Below are 19,727 nucleotides of genomic sequence, written 5' to 3' on the forward strand. Positions count from 1 at the left end.
CACCGTCGGTGGCATGTGACATCGCGCCCCACGCACAACACCCTCTTTGCTACTAAGCTGTGAACTGAGAATGACCTTGCTCACCAATGTCAGGAGTTTGCCATGTTTCAGTCAATTCTCGTTCCTCTGGATGGGTCAGAGCATTCACAAATGGCCTTGCACGTGGCCTGCAAGCTCACCTCACAAACAAGTGGGCAGATCATCCTCTTGCATGTCCCCGAACCACTAGAGCATGAGCCCATGATGGTATGGGGGATTGGGGCTGTCCCTATGGGGGCAAACCAAGAGGAACGCGAAAAGGTAGGACAAGCGTTGCTTGATAAGGCAGTCGAAGACGCAAGGTCTCAAGGGCTTGATCAGAATGCCATTACCACCAAGCTAGTGCACGGTGCCCCCCAGCAGAAAATCTTGGCTGCAGCCAAGGAACATCATGTCGATGCCATCGTCATGGGCAGCCGTGGTCTCAGCGATCTCAAAGGACTGGTTGTCGGCAGTATTGCCCATCGAGTCAGCCACGCGGCGGATTGTCGAGTGATCACTGTCCACTAGACTCAAAGACAGGACCGACACAACGAATAGCCCAGCCTGGTAAACCTTCACCGGGAATAGGCCCCGTACGAGCCGTTCCAGGCCGGGCCTCCGAATTATGCAGCGTGGCTTACGGGGAGGACGCCGATCGCTCTCACCCAGTTGCCATGTTGACGACCCACCCTCTCAAAACACTCGAACATGGCCTTCCCCGGCTCCAGTTCGTGTTCGATGACGACGGTCAGGCGACCCCGGCTCACCTGGAGACACGGCAGCATCGTGGCTGGCTGGACAGAAGGCGCATGTCGAGACTCTATCGCACCTATCTGGACAGCTAGACGAGGATCACATCATGCCGGCGCGCTGTCACAAGCCCTGCCCATGATGGGCTCACGGCGTTTTACCGCCTCATTTGCATCGAGAGGTTCTGGCATAATGATGGCGCCGAGTGCCTGTATCAGGGTACCGGAGCCGCACTCACGTACCTTTCCAGCACCATCACCGAGGGATAGAAATGGACATCATCCGCATCATTCTCGCCGTCCTCCTGCCGCCCCTGGGCGTCTTTCTCCAGGTCGGCTTCGGCCTGCACTTCTGGGTGAACATCCTGCTGACGATACTGGGCTATATCCCGGGCATCGTGCATGCCATCTGGATCATCGCCCGGCGATAGAGCGTGGCGACACGACGACTCGCGGCCCCTGACCGGAGGGGCCGCTATCGCGCCCTGCAGTCGGCCATTGGTACCGGGGCGACGATATCATGTGCTCGCCAGGGGCCCCAGCAACGCCTTCGGCAACGTTTCCTCCAGGCGCCGCAGGCCGGCCCACAGGGTCACCTGGTTGGCGGTGAGGACTTCCCGGTCCGCCTCCCGACACAACACCGGCCGCAACGCCAGGCTGTTGACCGCGGTATCGGGTACCATCAAGGGCCGTGATGACCGATGGGCAGCCGCGAAACGGCGCACTTCGCTCAGGATATCCGCCGCATTGGAATCGGCGGCATAAGGGCAATCGAGGGCATGGCTGTGAACGACTTCGACACCGCATTCACGCAGAAACGATACCAGTCGCAGGGTGACATCGTCGGGATAGGGACTCAGCAAGTCGAGGGAACGGCAATCCAGCACCTCCAGGGCTTCGCGAAATGCCAGCGCGGTGCTGGTGACCGGCACGCCAAGCGCTTCTTCGAGTGTATCGGCCTGTCGGCTCGCCCAGGACAGCCCGCCGATGAAACTGCCGCTTGTACAGGCCCAGACCAGGGCCCCGACACCTTGTCGATGCACCAGTTTCTCACCGACCGGCAGGAGACGCTCGGTGGCACCCAATGCCAACAGGGCGGCGGGCGTATGATGGCCATCACTGGGAATTCCCCCGACGTCGATCCGCGGCAGCCTGCTACCTCCCTCGAGGCGACCCGGCGCATACCATTCATAATCATCGGGGCCGTCGTCAGGCAACAGGATGCCCAGTCTGGACAGTTTCGACATCTTCGCCTCCTGTCAGCGCGGTGTGTCGGGCGGGACCTCTCGATTCGGCTGACGACGCAGGTTCTTGGTCCAGCGTTGCCTGGCGTACTTGCGTAGATTGGCCACGTTATCGGTCTCGTCGACGATATCCTGTCCCAGGATAGTCTCGATCACATCCTCGAGAGTGATCAACCCCAGCCAGGTTCCCAGGTCATCATAGACCACGCAGAGATGCTGCTTGTCGGCCACCATCATCGTGAAGACACGCTCGACATCCTGCTCGGCGGCCACTGACTTGACCGGATGCATCAGCGATTTCAGGGTCGCCTCGGCGTCGGCATGATACGTGTCCGCCTTGTGCACATAGCCCATGGCCTGCTCACCTCCATCCATCACGGGAAAACGCGTGAAGGCGGCGTCGCTCAGGGCCTCGTCGAACTCGGCCACGGTCATCTGAGGCTTGACGGACATGCAGACGGTGCGCGGCGTCATCACGCTACGCACGTCGATCTCGTGGAGGTTGAGGATATTGGTGATGACCCGTGCCTCATCGGCGTCCAGCGCATCCTCCTCCAGCCCGATCCGCGCCAGCGCCTTGATTTCACCGCGCATATCGGTGTCATCACCCTCTCGGCCGATGCGGCGGGTAATGCGCTCGGAAAGCCAGACAAAGGGCTTGAGCAACCAGACCATCCCTTCCAGTACCGGGGCGATGAAGCCCGTCAGTGGACGCCAGTAGGTGGCACCGATGGTCTTGGGGATGATCTCGGAGGCGATCAGGATGAGCAACGTCATCACCGCCGACGCCAGCCCCAACCAGGCTTCGCCGAAGACCACCGTGACCTGAGCGCCGACGCCGGTGGCACCGACGGTGTGCGCCACGGTATTAAGGGTCAGAATGGCCGACAGTGGCTGGTCGATGTTCTGTTTCAGCGATGCCAGGCGACGATGCAGTGCGGGCCTGGAGTCCCGTAGTTGCGCGACATAGCTCGGCGTCATGGATAGCAGCGCCGCCTCGAGCAACGAACAGAGAAAGGAAATGCCGATGGCGAGAAAGGCAAAAAGGACGAGCAGTATCATGAAGCCTCGTGAGAAATGGCCAGGAAACGCCACTGACGCGGCGGCCCGGCAATCATCGCCGATCCGCCATCACCGGACAAGCGCCCCTGCCCCAGGAAACGCGGCATTGCATTCGCTGACGAGTGGCACGCCGTGTCGGCATGGACAGTGCCACGACGGTCGGCCAGACTATTCCCGCCAATCCCTTATATGGCAAGCCTACGTCAACGGATCAGGAGGATCGCATGGGCATCATTTCTTGGATCATTTTCGGCCTTATCGCCGGCATCGCCGCCAAGTTCATCATGCCTGGCAAGGATGGCGGGGGCATCATCATGACCTGCATCCTGGGTATCATCGGCGCCGTGGTGGGTGGCTGGATCAGCACCCTGCTCGGTATGGGGCAAGTCGACGGCTTCAACATCGGCAGCTTCGTGATCGCCATCATCGGTGCGCTGGTCGTGCTGTTCATCTACAACAAGGTCGTGAAGTGATGACGCCGGGGCCGGCCATGGCCGGCCCCCTCAATAGAGCCTCAGCCCAACCCGAGTCACTCGATTCCCGTCCATTTCGCTCACGACCCAGTGTATGCCGTGCCAATCGACATCGTCGCCCACCACGGGATGCCCTCCCACGCGCAGCGAGAGAAACTCCTCCAGTGTCATTTCCTGCTCTCCGGGACTCAACGTCAGTCCGTAGGCCTCGGCCAGATCCCCCATGCGTACATCGCCGGAGAAGGTGAAGGTGCCGAAGAAGGCCTTCTCGCGCTTTAGCGTGGCGTCGCCATTGAACAGCTTGTTGAGCGCCGGCAAGTCATCGGTGCGCCCGATCACGCAGAGCAAATCGCCGCGACACAATCGCGTGGAACCCTTGGGATGCAGCATCACCCCATCGCGGAACAATGACGCGATCAAGGCGCCGGAGGGAAACCTCAGCAATCGAATCGGCACGTCCTCGAGATCGCTGTTCTCCACCACGTAGACGAACATCTCGAAATCGTTATCGGCCTGGATACCGAGCGGACCACGCCGATTCGGTGCGATCATGGGCGGCAGCAGCACTCGTGTCCGTCGCGCCACCCACGGCAGGGTTCCCCCCTGGATGAGCAGCGACAGCAGCACGACCGCGAACGCGACATTGAAGTACAAGGAGGCATTCTCGACACCACCGATCACCGGGAAGATCGCCAGCACGATGGGCACGGCCCCGCGCAGCCCCACCCAGGCGATGAAAATGACCTCACGCCAGCGGAATCGAAAGAAGGGCTTGATGGCCACCAGCACGGCCAGAGGCCGGGCCACGAAGATCAGCGCCAACGCCACCAGGGAAGCAGGCAACGCGTATTCGAGCATCTCGCTGGGCGTGACCAGCAGGCCCAGCACCAGGAACAGGCCGATCTGGCTCAACCAGGCCAGGCCATCGTGTACCGGCAGAATGAAATTGAGGTGGCGTCCCGGTCGATTGCCGATCATCAGGCCGGTGAGATAAATCGCCAGGAAACCGCTCCCTCCCAGGGCACTGGTAAGGCCGAAGACACAAAAGCCCAGCGCCAGCGCCAGCAATGAATAGAGACCGGGTGCCAGGTCCAGCCAGCTCAGCAGTCGACCGCTCAACCAGCCGGCGCCAATGCCGATGACGATCCCCAGGCCAAACTGCTGAATGAAAAACAGCCCGGTCTCCCAGACACCGCCGATATCGCCGACCAGCACCTCCACCAGCATCAGCGTCAGGAAGATGGCCATCGGATCGTTGGTGCCCGACTCGATCTCCAGCGTCGCACTCACCCTCTCGTTGAGGTTGATGCCACGTCCACCAAGCATCGAGAACACCGCCGCGGCATCGGTGGAACCGACGATGGCCCCGACCAGCAGCCCCTGCACCGGCGTCAGGTCGAAGACCAGCATGGCAATGCCCCCCACCAGGGCGCTGGTCAGAAATACCCCCAGGGTCGCCAGGCTCAAGGCCGGCCGGAAACCGACACGGAATGTCTTCAACCGAGTCCTGAGGCCACCATCCAGCAGAATCATTGCCAGGGCGAGGTGGCCGATCAGAAAGGCCAGTGCATAGTCATCGAACTGGATCCCCAGTATGCCTTCCTCGCCGGCCAGCATGCCGAGGCCAAGGAAAATCAGCAGCAATGGCACTCCCGCCAGCGTCGACAGCCGGCTGGCGAGAATGCTCAAGGCAATGAGAAAACCGCTGAGCAGAAAAAGGGTATTGATCGAATCCATGCGCCCTATCCTGGGAGGTGAATGGTGATTATCTCATGGCCACGCAAGCCTCGCGATGCCGCCCTCCGGGTGGCCGCCATCGAGTCGGACGAGAGTCGTCGGATGGAAACCGGCGCGGAAGCCCATGGCCTGTCCTCCTGATACCGAACCAGCCGATACTGGCCAGGCACCGACCGGCGCCGATAGACTAGGCATTGTCTGAAAGTTGCCTATGCTCGGTTATACGACGTTGCAAACCTGCTCAAAATGCTCATTTACTCCTTGTAAACGCCGCGTTTTCGCAGATTTGTCGCCTTGTCCAACCTTCGCGCGCCGACTTTTCGGACAAGGCCTGGCGTCGATCGCTCGTATCGCAGAAAACCGCGGATGAAAAACGGCGCGGGCTCGATCATGAGCGGATCGATTCGAGCAGCCATTCCCGATCCCCGTCGGATTCAACCGATCATCGCGGCACAACCGAGCTGGATGTCACCGCTGGAGCCACTGCCATGTTCTCACTTCGCCGGTCGCTACTGGCGCTGGGTTGCCTGATGCTTGCCGGCAGCCTGTCCGTTCCTCCGCTTGTCATGGGGGCTGAGGACAGCGACACCGCCGAGCGGCGTTACCCGCCGTTGAACACCCTCGTCATGGTCCCGGACATCCCGCCGGCGACACCGGCCGATCCGCTGGTGAGCTACCGTGGCCGACCGAGTGGCCCGGCCGTGGACACGCCCTCCCGTCCCATCGCGCCAGCCATTGCCATGGGACCGGCAGAGCCCATCGCACCACCACCGGTCGACCACCTCGAGGTATCGCTGGACTGGTATCCCAGCCCGCGACATGCCGCCCTGTATGTGGCCAAGGCCCGCGACATGTTCGCGCACCGGGGACTGGACGTCAGACTCTCGACCCCCGCCGACCCCGAGGTGCCGACCAAGCTGCTGGCCGACTCGCGAATCGACCTGGCGCTGACTCGTCAGCCCCTGCTCCACCTCCAGGTCGATCATGGCATGCCGCTGGTGCGCGTCGCCACGCTGGTAGGCGTTCCGCTGACCGCCCTGATCGTGAGACGCGACACGGATATCGAATCCCCCGCCCAACTGGAAGGTGCCCGTATCGGTCACGCCGATCAGGACTCGGAGCAGATCCTGCTGCCCGCCATGCTCGCCGATCACGACATTCCCATGGACAGCCTCGATACGCCGAACGTTCACTACCGGATGGAACAGGCCATGCATGAGGGACGTGTCGATGCCGTGATCGGTGGCATGCGCCACTTGCTGCCTCGCTCCCTGGCCAATGATGGCCTGGCCACGCGCAGCTTCTCGGTGGAAGCCTACGGCATGCCGCGGCACGATGGCCTGATCCTGGTGGCCAACCGCAACGACCTGCAACGCCAGCGCTCGGCCATACGACGTTTCGTATCGGCCCTCGAGGAAGCCACGGCGTGGATCCTCGAGCATCCCGACGAAAGCTGGTCATTGCTCATCGCCACCGAGCCGACCTTGGACACCCCGGTCAATCGTGACGCCTGGCCGGAAATACGGGCACGCCTGACCCAGACACCCGCGGCCTTGAGTCAAGAACGTTATCAGGCCATGGAACGCTTCCTTTTCGACGCCGGCTTGGCCGACGCGCAACATCCCGTATCTCGGCTCGCCGTGGATATCGGCAGCCCTTGAATCACCCCACTCCGAGGAGGAAGCGGTTGACCGTCTCCTGAAACGCCTCGGGCTGTTCGGCATGCAGCCAATGACCTGCATCGAGGGTCACCAGCTCGGCATCGGGCAACACGCGGTACAATGCAGGCAGCATCTCGTCGGTGACATAACGCGAGCGCGAACCCCGCACCACCAGGGTCGGCCCCTCGAAGGCCCCCTCGCCGGCCGGTTCGGCCATGATAGCGTCATAATCCCCCTCGATCTCGTCGAGGCCGATCCGCAGACGGAGTCCACCTTGCTCGCCACGCGCCAGGTTGGTGGCCAGGAACAACCGAGTGGGCCGCTCGGCAACATGCTCGGCGAGCAAGGCATCAGCCTCGCCACGAGTCGTTGGTGCCCCGTTCTCGAGGCGTCGCAGTCCGGCGAAGATGCTGTCGTGATCATGACCATAGGCGTGCGGCGCAATATCGGCGACGATCAGGGAGGCGACCCTTGATGGCGCGAGTCGCGACACACTGATCACGACCTTGCCGCCCATGGAGTGCCCCAGCAGATGAGCCTTTGGCACATCGAGCCGGTCCAGCAATGCCATCAGATCCTGAGCCATCGCTTCATAGCTCATGCCCTCGGCATGGGGGGAACGACCGTGATTGCGCAGATCGACGGCGATCACCCGCCGCGACTCACGCCACTTCTTGATATGAGAGCGCCAGTTGTCGGCACTGCCCAGCAGGCCGTGGACCACCACCAGCGGCACGCCTTCGCCGCCAGTATCGATATGGTTGAGCGCGACGGGCATCGTGGTCTCTCCTTGTGCGGTTGAATTCAATGACGGGTGAATTCAAGAACGAACTCGGGCCTGCTCTGGCGCCATGTCCTCGCCGCCGGTCATGGTCACCAGCCGGCGAGTCAACCAGCCGAGCAGGATACCGTACAGCGGCAGAAAGAGCGCCAGACTGATCCCCAGCTTGATGGCGTAGTCCACCCAGGCGATCTCGGGCCAGTTGGCGGCCATGAAGGGGTCCGGGCTGTGGTGGAAGGCGATCGAGAAGAACGCAAAGGTATCGGCCAGATTGCCGAACAGCGTGGACATTGCCGGCGCCACCCACCAGATGTGCAGGCGACGCAGGCGATCGAACACCGTGACATCCAGCAGTTGCCCGACCACATAGGCCATGAAGCTGGCAAGCGCAATGCGTGCCACGAACAGATCCCACTGCGCCAACGCCTCGAACCCGGCGAAGCCGCCTCGCGGAAATACCACCGACACCCCATAGGACACCAGCAAGGCCGGGAACATCACCCGGAAGATGATGGCACGGGCCGGCTCCTTGCCGAACAGCCGTACCGTGAGGTCGGTGGCGAGGAAGATAAAGGGGAAGCTGAAGGCGCCCCAGGTCGTGTGCAGGCCGAACAGGCTGAACGGCAATTGGACGAGATAGTTGCTGGCGGCGATGACCAGAATATGGAAGGCAACCAGCAAGGCCAGGCAGCGGCGGGTCTGGGCAGCAGATAACACGAACATCGGGACAGCCTTTTTGGCAGGAGGGGTGAGGGAACCCTCATGGTGATCAATGGGCCGAGCGCAACGGCGCGAACGCGCGCATTATACGCACCCGGCGTCGCCCGGCCAAATGCCCGATGACCTGGCCTGCTCCTGTCACTCCAGGCGGGCTTGCTGCGATGCGCCGACCCGGTGCCGTCGCATCGTTCCATGAACCGATTCCAGGCTCGCCGGATCATCGATGGTCGAAGGAATCCCATAGGCCTGGCCATCGGCAATATTGCGCAACAACTTGCGCAGGATCTTGCCGGATCGTGTCTTCGGCAACCGGTCGACCACCAGCACCTGTCGAAGACAGGCGATCGGCCCGATCCACTGGCGCACCCGCTCGATCAACTCGGCCTCCAGCAACGCCTCATCGCCCGTGAACCCATCCTTGAGAATGACCAGGCCCACCGGCACCTGCCCCTTGAGCGCATCCTGGATGCCGATCACCGCACACTCGGCCACCGCCGGATGAGCACCGACCACCTCTTCCATCTCGCCGGTGGACAAGCGATGCCCCGCCACATTGATCACATCATCGGTACGCCCCATGATGAACAGATACCCCTCCTCGTCGACATAGCCTCCGTCACCGGTCAGATAGACGCCGGGAAAGGCTGCCATGTAGGCCGAGTGGAAGCGTTCGGGATCGCGCCAGATACCGGCCAGACAGCCTGGTGGCATGGGTTCCTTGATCACTACTGCCCCCTGCTCCTGCGCCATGGCGCGACGCCCTTCGCGATCCAGCACCCGGACATCGAACCCCGGCACGGGCACCGTCGCCGATCCTGCCTTGATCGGCATCGGTTCCAGCCCCTGAAGATTCGCGGCCACGGGCCACCCGGTCTCGGTCTGCCACCAGTGATCGATGACCGGCACATCGAGCCTGTCCTGAAGCCAGTGGAAGGTCGGGGGATCCAGGCGCTCCCCGGCCAGAAACAATGACTCGAGACACGACAGATCATACCGGGAAAGCCATTCACCCTCGGGATCTTCCTTCTTGATGGCCCGAAAGGCGGTCGGCGCGGTAAAGAAGCTCTTCACCCGGTATTCGGCGATCAGGCGCCAGAAGGCCCCCGCATCCGGCGTACGTACGGGCTTGCCTTCGTACACCACGGTCGTGCAACCCCGCAGCAATGGCGCATAGACGATGTAGGAGTGGCCGACCACCCAGCCGACATCCGAGGCCGAGAAGAACACCTCGCCCGGTGCCATGTCGTAGACCGTCTCCATCGAATAGTGCAACGCCACGCCGTATCCCCCGGTATCACGCACCACGCCCTTGGGCCTGCCCGTGGTCCCCGAGGTATACAGGATATAGAGCGGATCGGTGGCCTTGACCGGTACGCATGCCGCCGGCTCGGCCGACGCTTCGAGGGCTTCCCAGTCGTGATCGCCTTCATCGAGTTCGGCGACATGGTTCTCGCGTTGAAGCAGCACGCAAGCGACCGGCTTGTGCATGCTGCTCGCGAGAGCCTCGTCGACGATGGGCTTGTAGGGGACGATCCGGTCGATCTCGATACCGCAGGAAGCCGTCACGACGACCCGTGGTTCGGCATCCTCGATGCGAACCGCCAGCTCGTGAGGAGCGAAACCGCCGAACACCACCGAGTGCACGGCACCGAGACGGGCACAGGCCATCATGGCAATCAACGCCTCGGGGACCATCGGCATGTAGATCACCACCCGGTCGCCATACCCCACGCCCAGTTCACGCAAGGCACCGGCGAAGCACGCGACTCGATCACGCAGTTGACGATAGCTCAGGGTGCGTTTCTGGTCGGTGACCGGCGAATCCCAATGGATGGCGGCCTGCTCGCCCCGCCCCTGCTCGACATGATGATCCAGCGCGGCATGACAGAGGTTGAGTTCGCCATCCTCGTACCAACGTGCATGCCCCTGGTCATCATGCCGCAATATGGTTCGCGGAGGCGTGAACCAGGGTAAACGATCGGCCTGCTCGGCCCAGAACGCTTCAGGGGACTCGATAGAGCGGCGGAATTCGTCTTGATAGCGCGGCATGCGGCATCACCTCTGGATTCACGACTCTGGTTGTCGGCTCGATTGTTGACACTCTAGACCAAGAGGTTACCGATGAATCTCAGACCAATGGCTAGAATTCGACAAAAGGACGAAACTCTTCAATAACATTGTCGACAAACAAGGAGTGGCGCGCCTATCCGCACGCCGACTCCGTCATTGAGTCAGCGTTGAATCGCAGGTGATCAGTTGGGTGGGCTATAGTGAAAACAAAATTGTTGAGTAATGCCTGAATCAGAGAACTGAGATGGCGACAGCAGCCGGTGGAGGGCTGCCGAACGACCCATGAGGACCCGGTGGCCGGCGAGGGAAGACTGCGGCATTGGGCTCGCTAGCTCGAGGGGATACATCATGACCAACGCTCAGCGCCAGGCAAGACGCCTGCTGGATGGAGGCGATGCGGCAGTCGACCAGGCAAGCGCTCTACTCAAGGCGATGGCCAACGACAATCGCTTGCGAATCCTCTGCCTGCTGGCCGGCGCGGAACTTTCCGTGACCGAGCTCAACCAGCGACTCGCCCTCAGCCAATCCGCCCTGTCGCAACACCTGGCGATTCTTCGCCGGGAGGAACTGGTCGCCACCCGGCGAGCCTCCCAGACCATCTACTATTCGCTGCACGGTGATCGCGCCAGCAGCCTCATCGAAGCACTCGGCAAGCTGGGCGCATGATACAAGCGCCCGATTGCCGGCTCAGCGTTTCTGCCAGAGGCTGGCATCGAGCGCTTCCATGCCACGCTCGACACCGCGCTCGATGCCGTGCGATACCGACAGGCCCAGACGCTCGGCAAGGCCGCGCCGGGGCTGAATGCTCAGGACCATGACCCTGGCATCCTCCATGCGTTCGGCGAGATAGGCCTCACTGGTCCCGATGTCATCGATCAATCCTCTCGGCAGCGCCTCCGTACCGTGCCAGGCCTCGCCGGTGGCCACCGCCTCGATATCGAGGGACGGCCGACGTTCGGCGACATAGCGCTTGAAAAGGTCATGCACCGAATCCAGTTCGGCCAGGAACTTCTCCCGGCCTTCCTCGGTATTTTCACCGAACACCGTCAGGGTCCGCTTGTAGTGCCCTGCGGTGAGAACATCCACATCGATGTCATGCCGCTTGAGCAGGCGATGGACATTCGGCACCTGCGCGACCACACCGATCGACCCCAGCACGGCAAAGGGGGCCGCACGCAACCGGTCTGCACAGCACGCCATCAGGTAGCCCCCGCTGGCCGCCACCTTGTCGACACAGACCGTGGTAGATAGCCCGGCCTGACGCAGGCGATCCATCTCGGCGGCGGCATGACCATAGGCATGAACCAGTCCGCCCGGCGACTCCAGTCGCACCACCACTTCATCCCCCTCGTCCGCGACATCCAGAACGGCCGAGACTTCCTCTGCCAGCCTGCCGGTGGCGCTGGCCTTGAGATCCCCGTGGAAGTCCAGTACCCAGACCGTCGAACGCGGCGAACCGTCAGTGTCGCGTTGCTTGCCACGTGCCTTGTCGTCCCGCCGAAAGGCTTTCGCCAATCGTTTACGAGCGCTTGGCTCACTGGCCGCCAGACGCAACCGCCGTGCACGCCGACGACGCCGGGCATTGAGTTCCTCCAGCTTGATATGGCTGCGCTCCTCGCCGCCCCCGGAGCGGGCTCTGGCCACCATGATCAGCACCAGGGCGACGACAGCGACCACGACCAGCCACTGGGCCAGGAACATGCCGAACTCACCCAACCATTCATTCACGATATGACTCCTCTCGATCTGTCGACTCACATGCTGACGCCGGTGTACCAGTGGAACAAGTCGGCTTGATTAAAACGATCGTTTTAAATACGCTTGCACCACCTTTCGACACAATGACCCACAGGGACCCCCGCCATGTCCACCTTCGACAAGCTGCACGACCGTTTCGATGCCCAGGCCGCCCAGGGTATGAACGACATCTTCCAGTTTCACTTCAGTGACGCCGAGGATCATTACCTCAAGGTCGTGGACGGTGAACTCGAGATCTGCACCGGCGAACACGAGGATCCCTCGGTCAGTCTGAGCCTGAGCACCGAGACGCTGAAAGGTGTGATGTCCGGCGAGATCAACGGCATGACGGCCTTCATGACCGGCAAGCTGAAGGCCACCGGCAATATCATGCTGGCCACCAGGCTCACCAGCCTGTTTCCCGCCAAGTGAAAGGACTTCCCCCGTGTTGTCGAGTCGTTTCAGGGCCGGACGCCGACCTCCGCGAGATGCGTATCGATCAAGGCACGGGAAATCGAGTACGACGGCGGAAGCTTGGGCAATTGCCTCGGCGTGAACCAGGCCGCATCACTGATTTCCACGCCATCGATGCGAATCCGCCGGCTTGCCGCCTCGGCGAAATAGCCGAGCATCAGGGAGTGTGGAAAGGGCCAGGCCTGACTCTGGAAGTAGCGCAGCCGGCCCAGGGCCACGCCCACTTCTTCCTCGACCTCGCGACGCACCGCTTCCTCGGCAGACTCCCCTGGCTCGATGAACCCGGCCAGGGTCGAATAGCGTCCGGCGGGAAAACGCGGGCTCCGCGCCAGCAGCATCGATGCTCCATGGGTCACCAGGGTGATGATGCACGGCGAGATGCGCGGGTAGTTGCGCTGACCACACTGTGCGCACTGCATGGCGAACTCGCTGTCGAGTCGCGATGAAGGCGCGCCGCAACGGCCGCAAAAACGGTGATTGCGCAACCAGGCGCCCACTTGAAGTGCCGTGGACACCAGCGGAAACCAGTCGCCCGGCAGACGTACCAGCCAGTCCCGGCCTTCCAGCCAGTCGTCACCGGCCCGTTCTTCAAGCGACAGTCCCACCGGTTCGCCACCCCACCAGCAAAGCGGCTGCACGCCCTCATGCCAACGGGTCGGCGGTTGCAAGGGCCCGCCATCCCGAGCGGGCGCGATGCGCCCCTCGGCGAGTCGAATCAGGCGCCCCGCCTCGGCATCATGGGGCAAGTCGCGCTTCAGCATCAGCCTTCCTCCCCGGGGATCATCCCGGGCCACCCTTCCAGGCCGTCCCATTGGCACTGCCCCGACGCCTCACGGATGCCGGCCAGCTTGTCGCGATGCGCCTGCCACTCTGCCTCGTCCGGCTGACGAACGCTGAGCTGGCCCGGCGACAGCGACAGGCGCCGTATCATCAAGCCGCCACTGTTGTCGTCCTGCCCGGTGTCGTCACCGGCGGAAGCATCCAGCGACAAGGCGGTCTGCCCCCCGGTCATCGCCAGGTAGACATCGGCCAGGATCTCGGCATCCAGCAAGGCACCGTGAAGCACTCGGTGTCCGTTCTGGACATCATAGCGCTTGCAGAGCGCATCCAGGTTGTTGCGCTGCCCGGGATGCTTGTCTCGCGCCAACCGCAACGTATCCAGAATACGACAATGCTCGGCCACCGGCCCTAACGACGGCTCGCCCCTCGCCTTGTTGAGCATGGCGAGTTCGTGATCGATGAAACCGACATCGAAAGGCGCGTTGTGAATGACCAGCTCGGCACCCTCGATGAAGGCCCAGAAGGCATCGGCTACTTCAGCGAATACCGGCTCGTCGGCCACCTTTTCGTTGGTGATACCGTGAACCTCCACGGCCTCGGCTTCGATATCCCGCTCGGGATTGATGTACTGATGATAGGTATTACCGGTCAATCGTCGATTGACCATCTCCACCGCACCGATCTCGATCAGGCGATGGCCGTCGCGGGGATCGATGCCGGTGGTCTCGGTATCCAGGATGATCTGGCGCATGTCGTGTCTCGTGCTCGCTGCTCGGCGTTGGGAAAAGTCGGCGCGTCAGCCGCCGGCCTGCATCTCGTCGATGGCCTCATTGGCCAGGGCATCGGCTCGTTCATTGCCGGGATGGCCACTATGCCCCTTGACCCAGTGCCATTCGATACGGTGCCGCCGGGACTGTTCGTGCAGGTCGCGCCACAACTCGGCATTCTTGACGGGTTTGCGCGCGGCAGTCTTCCAGTCGCGCTTGATCCAGCCGTGTATCCACTCGGTGATCCCACGACGCAGGTATTCGGAATCGGTCCACAGGGCAACCCGACAAGGACGCTTGAGAGCGCGCAGCGCCATGATGGCCGCCATCAATTCCATGCGATTGTTGGTGGTCCTGGCCTCGGCGCCCTTGAGCGCCTTCTCGTGCTCACCGCTGAGCAGTAAGGCCCCCCAGCCGCCCGGCCCCGGATTGCCTCGACAGGCCCCGTCGGTATAGATCGTCACTTCGTGCAATGCCTCTTGGGGCGGTTCGTCATTCACCCTCTGTCACCCTTTCCGGTTGTGGCCCGAGCCGCGTGGCGCCTCCCAGGGCGGAACCGGGCAGCGACGGAGCAAAGGCCATCCGACCGCGCCGGGGCTGAGCCAGTTGGGAGCGGCGCCGGGCATGAATCATGTAGCAGTCGCTCAGCGGCAGGTTATGCCGCCGGCCCACGGTTTCCAGCACGGCATTGCGCGCCAGCCCGCCGGGCAGACGAAAACCGCAGTAGTCTACCCGGTGCGTCTCGAAGTCGACAAACGTCAACCAATCGCGCAGCCGGCCCGGACCGCGCCAACGCCCTCGACCGGGAAGATGGCGCCGCCGTTCGGGCCAGACGCGGGACCATCCCGCGATACCGAACGGCAACCAGCCGAACAGCACGAGATGTCCCTCGTCGGCAGTGACCCTCGCCGCCTCCTGCAACACATGATGAGGATTCGGCAAGACTTCGAGCAGGTGGTGCACGACCACCAGATTCAGGCAACCATCGGGCAATGGCAGGGCATCGGGAGAGCAGACCAGGGTCGAGAGCGTTTCGGCCAGTTCCTGCGTCGGCGCCCAACGCAGTGAGTGGTGCACCGGACACATGTCCGTCAGCGCGGGCCCGAAGCCGAGCTCCAGGGCATGGGCACCGAACCAGCGCTCGCACAGCGGCCCAATGCAGGCTCGCTCGGCACGCCAGATCGCCTGCCCCGATGCACCGGCCCAGTATTGGCGCCCCTCTCTGGCCAATCGCGCCAGTGCTACCGCCTCCCGCGAATTTGACATGATCGGCTCTTCTCTCCACAGTTTACACTTTTTGCGATTTGCCCCGGGTCCGGCACCCTCGACATCGTCGAGCCCGGTCAAGGCGCGAGGATAACGAGTCCATGTTGAGCGTGACACCAATTCCAGCCTTCAGCGACAACTATATCTGGCTACTTCGTCAGGATACGAGCGACAGTGTCTGCGTGGTCGACCCCGGCGATGCTGCCCCCGTGATCGAATGGCTGGAGCGCGAAGGACTGACGCTCGGCACGATCCTCGTCACCCATCATCACCCCGATCATACCGGCGGACTCGCGGAGCTGATCCAGCGTTACTCGCCTCGTGTCATCGGCCCCCACAACCCCTCGATCACGGGCATCGACGAGCGCGTCGGCGATGGCGACGAAATTCGGGTGATGGGGCGCTTGTTCGACGTGCTCGAACTGCCCGGCCACACGCTCGACCATATCGCCTTCTTCACCGCCGGCATACCGCCATTGCTGTTCAGTGGTGATGTCCTCTTCAGCGCCGGTTGCGGTCGCCTGTTCGAGGGCTCGCCGGAGCAGATGCATCAGTCCCTGTCCCGCCTCGACAATCTGCCCGAGGAAACGCTGGTATTCGCCGCCCACGAATACACCCTGGCCAACCTGAGGTTCGCCAAGACCGCCGACCCGAACAACAGGGAGGTGATCGAGGCCGAGCAGGAGTGTCTACGCGCCAGGGAGCTCGAGCGTCCCACGCTGCCCAGCACCCTGGGCCGGGAGCGCCGCATCAACCCCTTCCTGCGTTGCCGCGAGGACGGGGTGCGCCAGGCCGCAGCGGCACACGGCGACACCGCCACCGAGCAGGCCACCTTCACCACCCTGCGCGCCTGGAAGGATTCCTTCTGACACCCCCTGAAACGCCCTTTGAAAAGGGCCGCTGGACGACCGGCTCGGCACTGCGCGTGCCAAGCCCCGGCGCCCCGGAGACCCTTGCATGACCTATCACATGATGCGTCGACGCCTGTTCGGATTCGCCAGTTCTCTGAGCCTGCTCGGCGCCCTGCTGGCGACCGCCCCCTACAGCCTGGAAAGTCAGGCCTCCGCCTTGCCTGCCGAGCGAGCGTCTCTCGGCGCCGCCTCCCAGGCTGATGCCGCCGACAAGCGCTCTCGTTCGCTGTCGACCTTCTGGGGCGCTCTCGACCTGCAGCCCAAGGATGCCTGGGAGCGCCTGCGTGCCAGCTTCGAATGGAATGACCAGTGGCGCGCCGACGCCGGGCATGCCAGGGTCCAGCACTGGATCGACGAATACCGTTCGAGTCCAGGCAATATCGCCGAAATCACCGAACGCGCCCGCCCCTGGCTGACCTGGATCATCCAGCAGGTCGAGGCCAGGGGGTTGCCCGGCGAAATTGCCCTGGTGCCCTTCATCGAGAGTTCCTTCGATCCCGAGGCACGCAGTCACTTCGGGGCCGCCGGCCTGTGGCAGATCATGCCGCGCACCGGGGAAGCCCTCGGCCTCAAGCGCGACAATGCCTGGGACGGCCGCCTCGACGTCGTACGCTCGACGGAAGCGGCACTGGACTACATCGAGACTCAGGCCGCCCAATGGTACGAAGGCGACATCGAGCTGTCATTGGCCGCCTATAACGCCGGTGCCGGCACGGTGAACCAGGCCCGTCGTGTCGCTCAGTCGCAAGGCCATGTCGGCGAGTACTGGGACCTGAACCTGCCGGCAGAAACCATGGACTATGTCCCCAAGTTGCTGGCCATCGCCGCGATCATCGCCGAACCCAAGCGTTATGGTGTCGAGCTTCCCGATATCGAGGGAGGACCGGCCTTCGCTCAAGTCCCGGTGACCCGACGCGTGACCCTCGACGAAGCGGCGCGCCTGGCCGGGGTCTCCAGACAACGCCTGGCCAGACTCAACCCGGGCCTTCGCGCCGGGGTCGCTCACCCTCGCCAGGTCGACGACCTCCTGGTACCAATGGGACACGCCCAACGCCTGGTGGCCGCGCTCGGGACACCCCCGATGGACAACGCCGATGGTACCGCCGATATCCATGTGGTCCAGCGGGGCGACACCCTGTCGTCCATCGCCTCCCAGCATGCTCTGGCGGCCGCGGACCTCGCCCGCTGGAACGGCCTCGACCAGCCGGATGCTTTACAACCGGGGCAGCAACTGACACTTTCCGGTAGATGATACCGAGGCGCGCCCTTTCGCGCGTCTTCCTGTTGACGCTGGGAAAGGATCCTCTCCGATGATGCGACTGCTCCTGCCGCTGCTGGCGGTGATGGCCTGCCCTCCGGCCATGGCCGCCGATCCTGCCGATGTTCCCACCCGGCACGCGCTCGCGCTATACGGCGAGCCGGCACTCGACAAGGAGTTTACGCACTTCCCCCATGTCGATCCGGACGCCCCGATCGGCGGGACCCTCGCCCGCGCCGCCAACGGCAGCAGCTTCGACTCGACCAACCCGTACATCATCCAGGGCACACCCGCCGCCGGGCTCGGCAATGTCTACGACACCTTGCTGACCCAGAGCCCGGACGAGCCCTTCACCATGTATGGATTGCTGGCCTCGGGCATTCGCCTGGACCCGCAGAGACACTGGGTGGAGTTCGACCTGAACCCCCGGGCACGCTTTCACGACGGCACGCCGGTCACGGCCGAGGACGTGATATTCAGCTTCAAGACCCTCACCGAGGAAGGTCAGCCGTTCTACGGCGCCTATTACGCCGACGTGACCGAGGTTCGTGCCGTGGACGAGGATACCGTTCATTTTGACCTGGCCGACAGCGAGTCGCGAGAGCTCCCCTTGATCCTTGGCCAGATGCCGGTATTGCCTGCCCACTACTGGCGGGATCGCGACTTCTCCAAACCTACCCTGGATGCCCTGCTCGGCTCGGGCCCCTATCGCATCGACGAAGTCGATCCGGGGCGCCGTATCGTCTACGAACGGGTCGACGACTACTGGGGGCGGGATCTCCCCGTCAATCGAGGCCGCCATAATATCGACCGACTCGTCTTCGACTATTACCGCGACGCCTCTGTCGCCATGGAGGCCTTCAAGGCCGGCAACCTGGACATGCGCATCGGTTCCACGGCCCGCAACTGGGCGACCGGTTATGATTTCCCTGCCGCCGATGCCGGCTTCATCAAGCGGCTGGAAGTGCCCGACGGCCAGCCAGCCGGCATGCAGGCCTACGTCATGAATCTCAGGCGCGACAAGTTCCAGGATGTGCGTCTTCGCGAGGCATTGAACCTTGCCTTCGACTTCGATTGGCTGAACAAGAACCTCTTCTATGGCGCCTATCAGCGCACCCACAGCTACTTCGCCAATTCCGAAATGGCCGCGAAAGGCCCGCCCAGCGACGCGGAACTGGCACTGCTCGAGCCCCACCGAGACGCCCTGCCCGATCGCCTATTCGAGGAGCCCTTGCCCATCGACATGCCCGAGGCGCAACGCGCCCGTCTTCGGCGTGCCCACGAGCTGCTCGCCGAGGCCGGCTATACCTATCGCGACGGCGAGCTGATCACGCCCGATGGCGATCCCTTGAGCATCGAGGTGCTACTGCACGACACCCGCTTCGAGCGTGTGGTGCAGCCATTGTTGCGTAACCTGAAACGACTCGGTATCCAGGGCAGTATCCGCGTCGTTGATGTCAACCAATACCTCAACCGCCAGCGCAACTTCGATTTCGATATCATCGTCGGCAGCTTCCCGCAGTCGGCAAGTCCGGGCAACGAACAACGCGACTTCTGGGGCAGCGAATACGCCGATGCCCCCCAGAGCCGCAATCTCATCGGGCTGAAGAATCCGGTCATCGACGAGCTCGTGGACCGGCTGATCGCCGCCGATACGCGCGACGACCTGGATACCGCCGCCCGCGCCCTTGACCGGGTCCTGCGCTGGGGCTTCTACGTGATTCCCCAGTGGCACCTCCCGGTGAACCGCCTGGCCTTCTGGGACAAGTTCGGCTGGAAGGAACCCTTCCCGGACTACAACCTGGACCTGGACGCCTGGTGGGTCGACCCGCAGCGTGCCGCCGAGGTCGAGGCCCGCCAGAGTGGTAACTATTGACCCGACAGGACATCATGTCGGGGCAATGGCGGCACAGGCATGTGCCGCCGCCGGACGACAGGCCGGCGCGAGCCCGCCCCGCGCCAGCTGGTGCCCACATCGGCGCCAGCATGGGCGGGCGAGACTCAAGGAGATCGGGA

21 protein-coding genes are annotated in these 19,727 nt (G+C 63.1%); 10 read left to right on the forward strand and 11 right to left on the reverse strand.

Features of this window, described 5'->3' with window-relative positions; translation table 11 throughout:
- Positions 1 to 102 precede the first annotated feature (102 nt).
- The 3 genes from LU493_RS10165 (at position 103) to LU493_RS10175 (ending at position 1,201) form a co-directional block, all read left to right on the forward strand.
- Complete coding sequence (locus LU493_RS10165) at positions 103 to 549, forward strand: universal stress protein (protein ID WP_275287680.1); 447 nt, start codon at positions 103 to 105, stop codon at positions 547 to 549.
- 146 nt (positions 550 to 695) lie between these two features.
- A complete protein-coding gene (locus LU493_RS10170; RefSeq protein ID WP_275287681.1) occupies positions 696 to 866 on the forward strand; it encodes a hypothetical protein in 171 nt (56 codons plus the stop codon).
- 176 nt (positions 867 to 1,042) lie between these two features.
- The gene (locus LU493_RS10175; RefSeq protein ID WP_275287682.1) at positions 1,043 to 1,201 is read left to right on the forward strand and encodes a YqaE/Pmp3 family membrane protein; all 159 of its coding nucleotides are present in this window, start codon (positions 1,043 to 1,045) and stop codon (positions 1,199 to 1,201) included.
- Between the two features lie 87 nt (positions 1,202 to 1,288).
- On the opposite strand, the gene LU493_RS10180 is transcribed toward LU493_RS10175, so the two are convergent.
- Both LU493_RS10180 and LU493_RS10185 read right to left on the reverse strand, forming a co-directional pair.
- Entirely contained in the window at positions 1,289 to 2,017 is a 729-nt protein-coding gene (locus LU493_RS10180) for a hypothetical protein (RefSeq protein ID WP_275287683.1), read from the reverse strand.
- Positions 2,018 to 2,029: 12 nt separating this feature from the next.
- A complete protein-coding gene (locus tag LU493_RS10185; protein WP_275287684.1) occupies positions 2,030 to 3,076 on the reverse strand; it encodes a CNNM domain-containing protein in 1,047 nt (348 codons plus the stop codon).
- Positions 3,077 to 3,300: 224 nt separating this feature from the next.
- On the opposite strand from LU493_RS10185, the gene LU493_RS10190 reads away from it, so the two are divergent.
- Positions 3,301 to 3,549 (forward strand): GlsB/YeaQ/YmgE family stress response membrane protein, encoded by a 249-nt coding sequence (locus tag LU493_RS10190; RefSeq protein WP_064698498.1) that lies wholly within the window; start codon positions 3,301 to 3,303, stop codon positions 3,547 to 3,549.
- Between the two features lie 30 nt (positions 3,550 to 3,579).
- Here the strand turns inward: LU493_RS10190 and LU493_RS10195 are convergent, their stop codons facing one another.
- Positions 3,580 to 5,286, reverse strand: coding sequence for a potassium/proton antiporter (locus tag LU493_RS10195; protein ID WP_275287685.1), 1,707 nt, complete (start codon positions 5,284 to 5,286; stop codon positions 3,580 to 3,582).
- Between the two features lie 488 nt (positions 5,287 to 5,774).
- On the opposite strand from LU493_RS10195, the gene LU493_RS10200 reads away from it, so the two are divergent.
- Entirely contained in the window at positions 5,775 to 6,947 is a 1,173-nt protein-coding gene (locus LU493_RS10200) for an ABC transporter substrate-binding protein (RefSeq protein ID WP_275287686.1), read from the forward strand.
- 1 nt (position 6,948) lies between these two features.
- On the opposite strand, the gene LU493_RS10205 is transcribed toward LU493_RS10200, so the two are convergent.
- From LU493_RS10205 to LU493_RS10215, 3 genes are all read right to left on the reverse strand, one after another.
- A complete protein-coding gene (locus LU493_RS10205; protein WP_275287687.1) occupies positions 6,949 to 7,725 on the reverse strand; it encodes an alpha/beta fold hydrolase in 777 nt (258 codons plus the stop codon).
- Positions 7,726 to 7,767: 42 nt separating this feature from the next.
- Positions 7,768 to 8,451 carry a 7-cyano-7-deazaguanine/7-aminomethyl-7-deazaguanine transporter gene (locus LU493_RS10210; protein WP_275287688.1) on the reverse strand — a complete coding sequence of 228 codons (684 nt, stop codon included), beginning with the start codon at positions 8,449 to 8,451 and terminating at the stop codon, positions 7,768 to 7,770.
- A gap of 135 nt (positions 8,452 to 8,586) precedes the next feature.
- Complete coding sequence (locus LU493_RS10215) at positions 8,587 to 10,497, reverse strand: propionyl-CoA synthetase (RefSeq protein ID WP_275287689.1); 1,911 nt, start codon at positions 10,495 to 10,497, stop codon at positions 8,587 to 8,589.
- A gap of 369 nt (positions 10,498 to 10,866) precedes the next feature.
- Between LU493_RS10215 and LU493_RS10220 the strand changes: the two genes are divergently transcribed.
- Positions 10,867 to 11,184 carry an ArsR/SmtB family transcription factor gene (locus LU493_RS10220; protein ID WP_275287690.1) on the forward strand — a complete coding sequence of 106 codons (318 nt, stop codon included), beginning with the start codon at positions 10,867 to 10,869 and terminating at the stop codon, positions 11,182 to 11,184.
- A 21-nt stretch (positions 11,185 to 11,205) separates the two neighbouring features.
- Here the strand turns inward: LU493_RS10220 and sohB are convergent, their stop codons facing one another.
- Positions 11,206 to 12,246 (reverse strand): protease SohB, encoded by a 1,041-nt coding sequence (sohB, locus tag LU493_RS10225; RefSeq protein ID WP_275287691.1) that lies wholly within the window; start codon positions 12,244 to 12,246, stop codon positions 11,206 to 11,208.
- 135 nt (positions 12,247 to 12,381) lie between these two features.
- Here sohB and LU493_RS10230 point away from each other — a divergent pair, with 135 nt between their 5' ends.
- Entirely contained in the window at positions 12,382 to 12,687 is a 306-nt protein-coding gene (locus LU493_RS10230) for an SCP2 sterol-binding domain-containing protein (protein WP_275287692.1), read from the forward strand.
- Positions 12,688 to 12,716: 29 nt separating this feature from the next.
- On the opposite strand, the gene nudC is transcribed toward LU493_RS10230, so the two are convergent.
- The 4 genes from nudC to LU493_RS10250 are packed head-to-tail and all read right to left on the reverse strand — an operon-like array spanning position 12,717 to position 15,542.
- Positions 12,717 to 13,490 (reverse strand): NAD(+) diphosphatase, encoded by a 774-nt coding sequence (nudC, locus tag LU493_RS10235; RefSeq protein WP_275287693.1) that lies wholly within the window; start codon positions 13,488 to 13,490, stop codon positions 12,717 to 12,719.
- A complete protein-coding gene (gene dnaQ / locus LU493_RS10240; RefSeq protein WP_275287694.1) occupies positions 13,490 to 14,260 on the reverse strand; it encodes a DNA polymerase III subunit epsilon in 771 nt (256 codons plus the stop codon). Before dnaQ ends, nudC begins: the two co-directional genes overlap by 1 nt.
- Before the next feature lie 45 nt (positions 14,261 to 14,305).
- Positions 14,306 to 14,776 (reverse strand): ribonuclease HI, encoded by a 471-nt coding sequence (gene rnhA, locus LU493_RS10245; RefSeq protein WP_275287695.1) that lies wholly within the window; start codon positions 14,774 to 14,776, stop codon positions 14,306 to 14,308.
- On the reverse strand, positions 14,769 to 15,542 hold the full coding sequence (locus LU493_RS10250) for a methyltransferase domain-containing protein (RefSeq protein ID WP_275287696.1): 774 nt from the start codon (positions 15,540 to 15,542) through the stop codon (positions 14,769 to 14,771). Before LU493_RS10250 ends, rnhA begins: the two co-directional genes overlap by 8 nt.
- Positions 15,543 to 15,643: 101 nt before the next feature.
- Between LU493_RS10250 and gloB the strand changes: the two genes are divergently transcribed.
- From gloB to LU493_RS10265, 3 genes are all read left to right on the forward strand, one after another.
- Complete coding sequence (gene gloB / locus LU493_RS10255) at positions 15,644 to 16,411, forward strand: hydroxyacylglutathione hydrolase (protein ID WP_275287697.1); 768 nt, start codon at positions 15,644 to 15,646, stop codon at positions 16,409 to 16,411.
- A gap of 88 nt (positions 16,412 to 16,499) precedes the next feature.
- Positions 16,500 to 17,705, forward strand: coding sequence for a transglycosylase SLT domain-containing protein (locus tag LU493_RS10260; protein WP_275287698.1), 1,206 nt, complete (start codon positions 16,500 to 16,502; stop codon positions 17,703 to 17,705).
- Positions 17,706 to 17,763: 58 nt separating this feature from the next.
- Complete coding sequence (locus LU493_RS10265; protein ID WP_275287699.1) at positions 17,764 to 19,587, forward strand: extracellular solute-binding protein; 1,824 nt, start codon at positions 17,764 to 17,766, stop codon at positions 19,585 to 19,587.
- Positions 19,588 to 19,727: the final 140 nt, after the last annotated feature.

It is taken from the genome of Halomonas elongata (assembly GCF_029081005.1).
In the GTDB taxonomy this organism is placed as follows: Bacteria; Pseudomonadota; Gammaproteobacteria; order Pseudomonadales; family Halomonadaceae; genus Halomonas; species Halomonas elongata_B.

Bases quoted from the DNA above. Each gene is read 5' to 3' on its own strand.
- LU493_RS10165 (WP_275287680.1), top strand. From the start codon at position 103: ATGTTTCAGTCAATTCTCGTTCCTCTGGATGGGTCAGAGCATTCACAA.
- LU493_RS10170 (WP_275287681.1), top strand. From the start codon at position 696: ATGTTGACGACCCACCCTCTCAAAACACTCGAACATGGCCTTCCCCGG.
- LU493_RS10175 (WP_275287682.1), top strand. From the start codon at position 1,043: ATGGACATCATCCGCATCATTCTCGCCGTCCTCCTGCCGCCCCTGGGC.
- LU493_RS10180 (WP_275287683.1), bottom strand. From the start codon at position 2,017: ATGTCGAAACTGTCCAGACTGGGCATCCTGTTGCCTGACGACGGCCCC.
- LU493_RS10185 (WP_275287684.1), bottom strand. From the start codon at position 3,076: ATGATACTGCTCGTCCTTTTTGCCTTTCTCGCCATCGGCATTTCCTTT.
- LU493_RS10190 (WP_064698498.1), top strand. From the start codon at position 3,301: ATGGGCATCATTTCTTGGATCATTTTCGGCCTTATCGCCGGCATCGCC.
- LU493_RS10195 (WP_275287685.1), bottom strand. From the start codon at position 5,286: ATGGATTCGATCAATACCCTTTTTCTGCTCAGCGGTTTTCTCATTGCC.
- LU493_RS10200 (WP_275287686.1), top strand. From the start codon at position 5,775: ATGTTCTCACTTCGCCGGTCGCTACTGGCGCTGGGTTGCCTGATGCTT.
- LU493_RS10205 (WP_275287687.1), bottom strand. From the start codon at position 7,725: ATGCCCGTCGCGCTCAACCATATCGATACTGGCGGCGAAGGCGTGCCG.
- LU493_RS10210 (WP_275287688.1), bottom strand. From the start codon at position 8,451: ATGTTCGTGTTATCTGCTGCCCAGACCCGCCGCTGCCTGGCCTTGCTG.
- LU493_RS10215 (WP_275287689.1), bottom strand. From the start codon at position 10,497: ATGCCGCGCTATCAAGACGAATTCCGCCGCTCTATCGAGTCCCCTGAA.
- LU493_RS10220 (WP_275287690.1), top strand. From the start codon at position 10,867: ATGACCAACGCTCAGCGCCAGGCAAGACGCCTGCTGGATGGAGGCGAT.
- LU493_RS10230 (WP_275287692.1), top strand. From the start codon at position 12,382: ATGTCCACCTTCGACAAGCTGCACGACCGTTTCGATGCCCAGGCCGCC.
- nudC (WP_275287693.1), bottom strand. From the start codon at position 13,490: ATGCTGAAGCGCGACTTGCCCCATGATGCCGAGGCGGGGCGCCTGATT.
- dnaQ (WP_275287694.1), bottom strand. From the start codon at position 14,260: ATGCGCCAGATCATCCTGGATACCGAGACCACCGGCATCGATCCCCGC.
- LU493_RS10250 (WP_275287696.1), bottom strand. From the start codon at position 15,542: ATGTCAAATTCGCGGGAGGCGGTAGCACTGGCGCGATTGGCCAGAGAG.
- gloB (WP_275287697.1), top strand. From the start codon at position 15,644: ATGTTGAGCGTGACACCAATTCCAGCCTTCAGCGACAACTATATCTGG.
- LU493_RS10260 (WP_275287698.1), top strand. From the start codon at position 16,500: ATGACCTATCACATGATGCGTCGACGCCTGTTCGGATTCGCCAGTTCT.
- LU493_RS10265 (WP_275287699.1), top strand. From the start codon at position 17,764: ATGATGCGACTGCTCCTGCCGCTGCTGGCGGTGATGGCCTGCCCTCCG.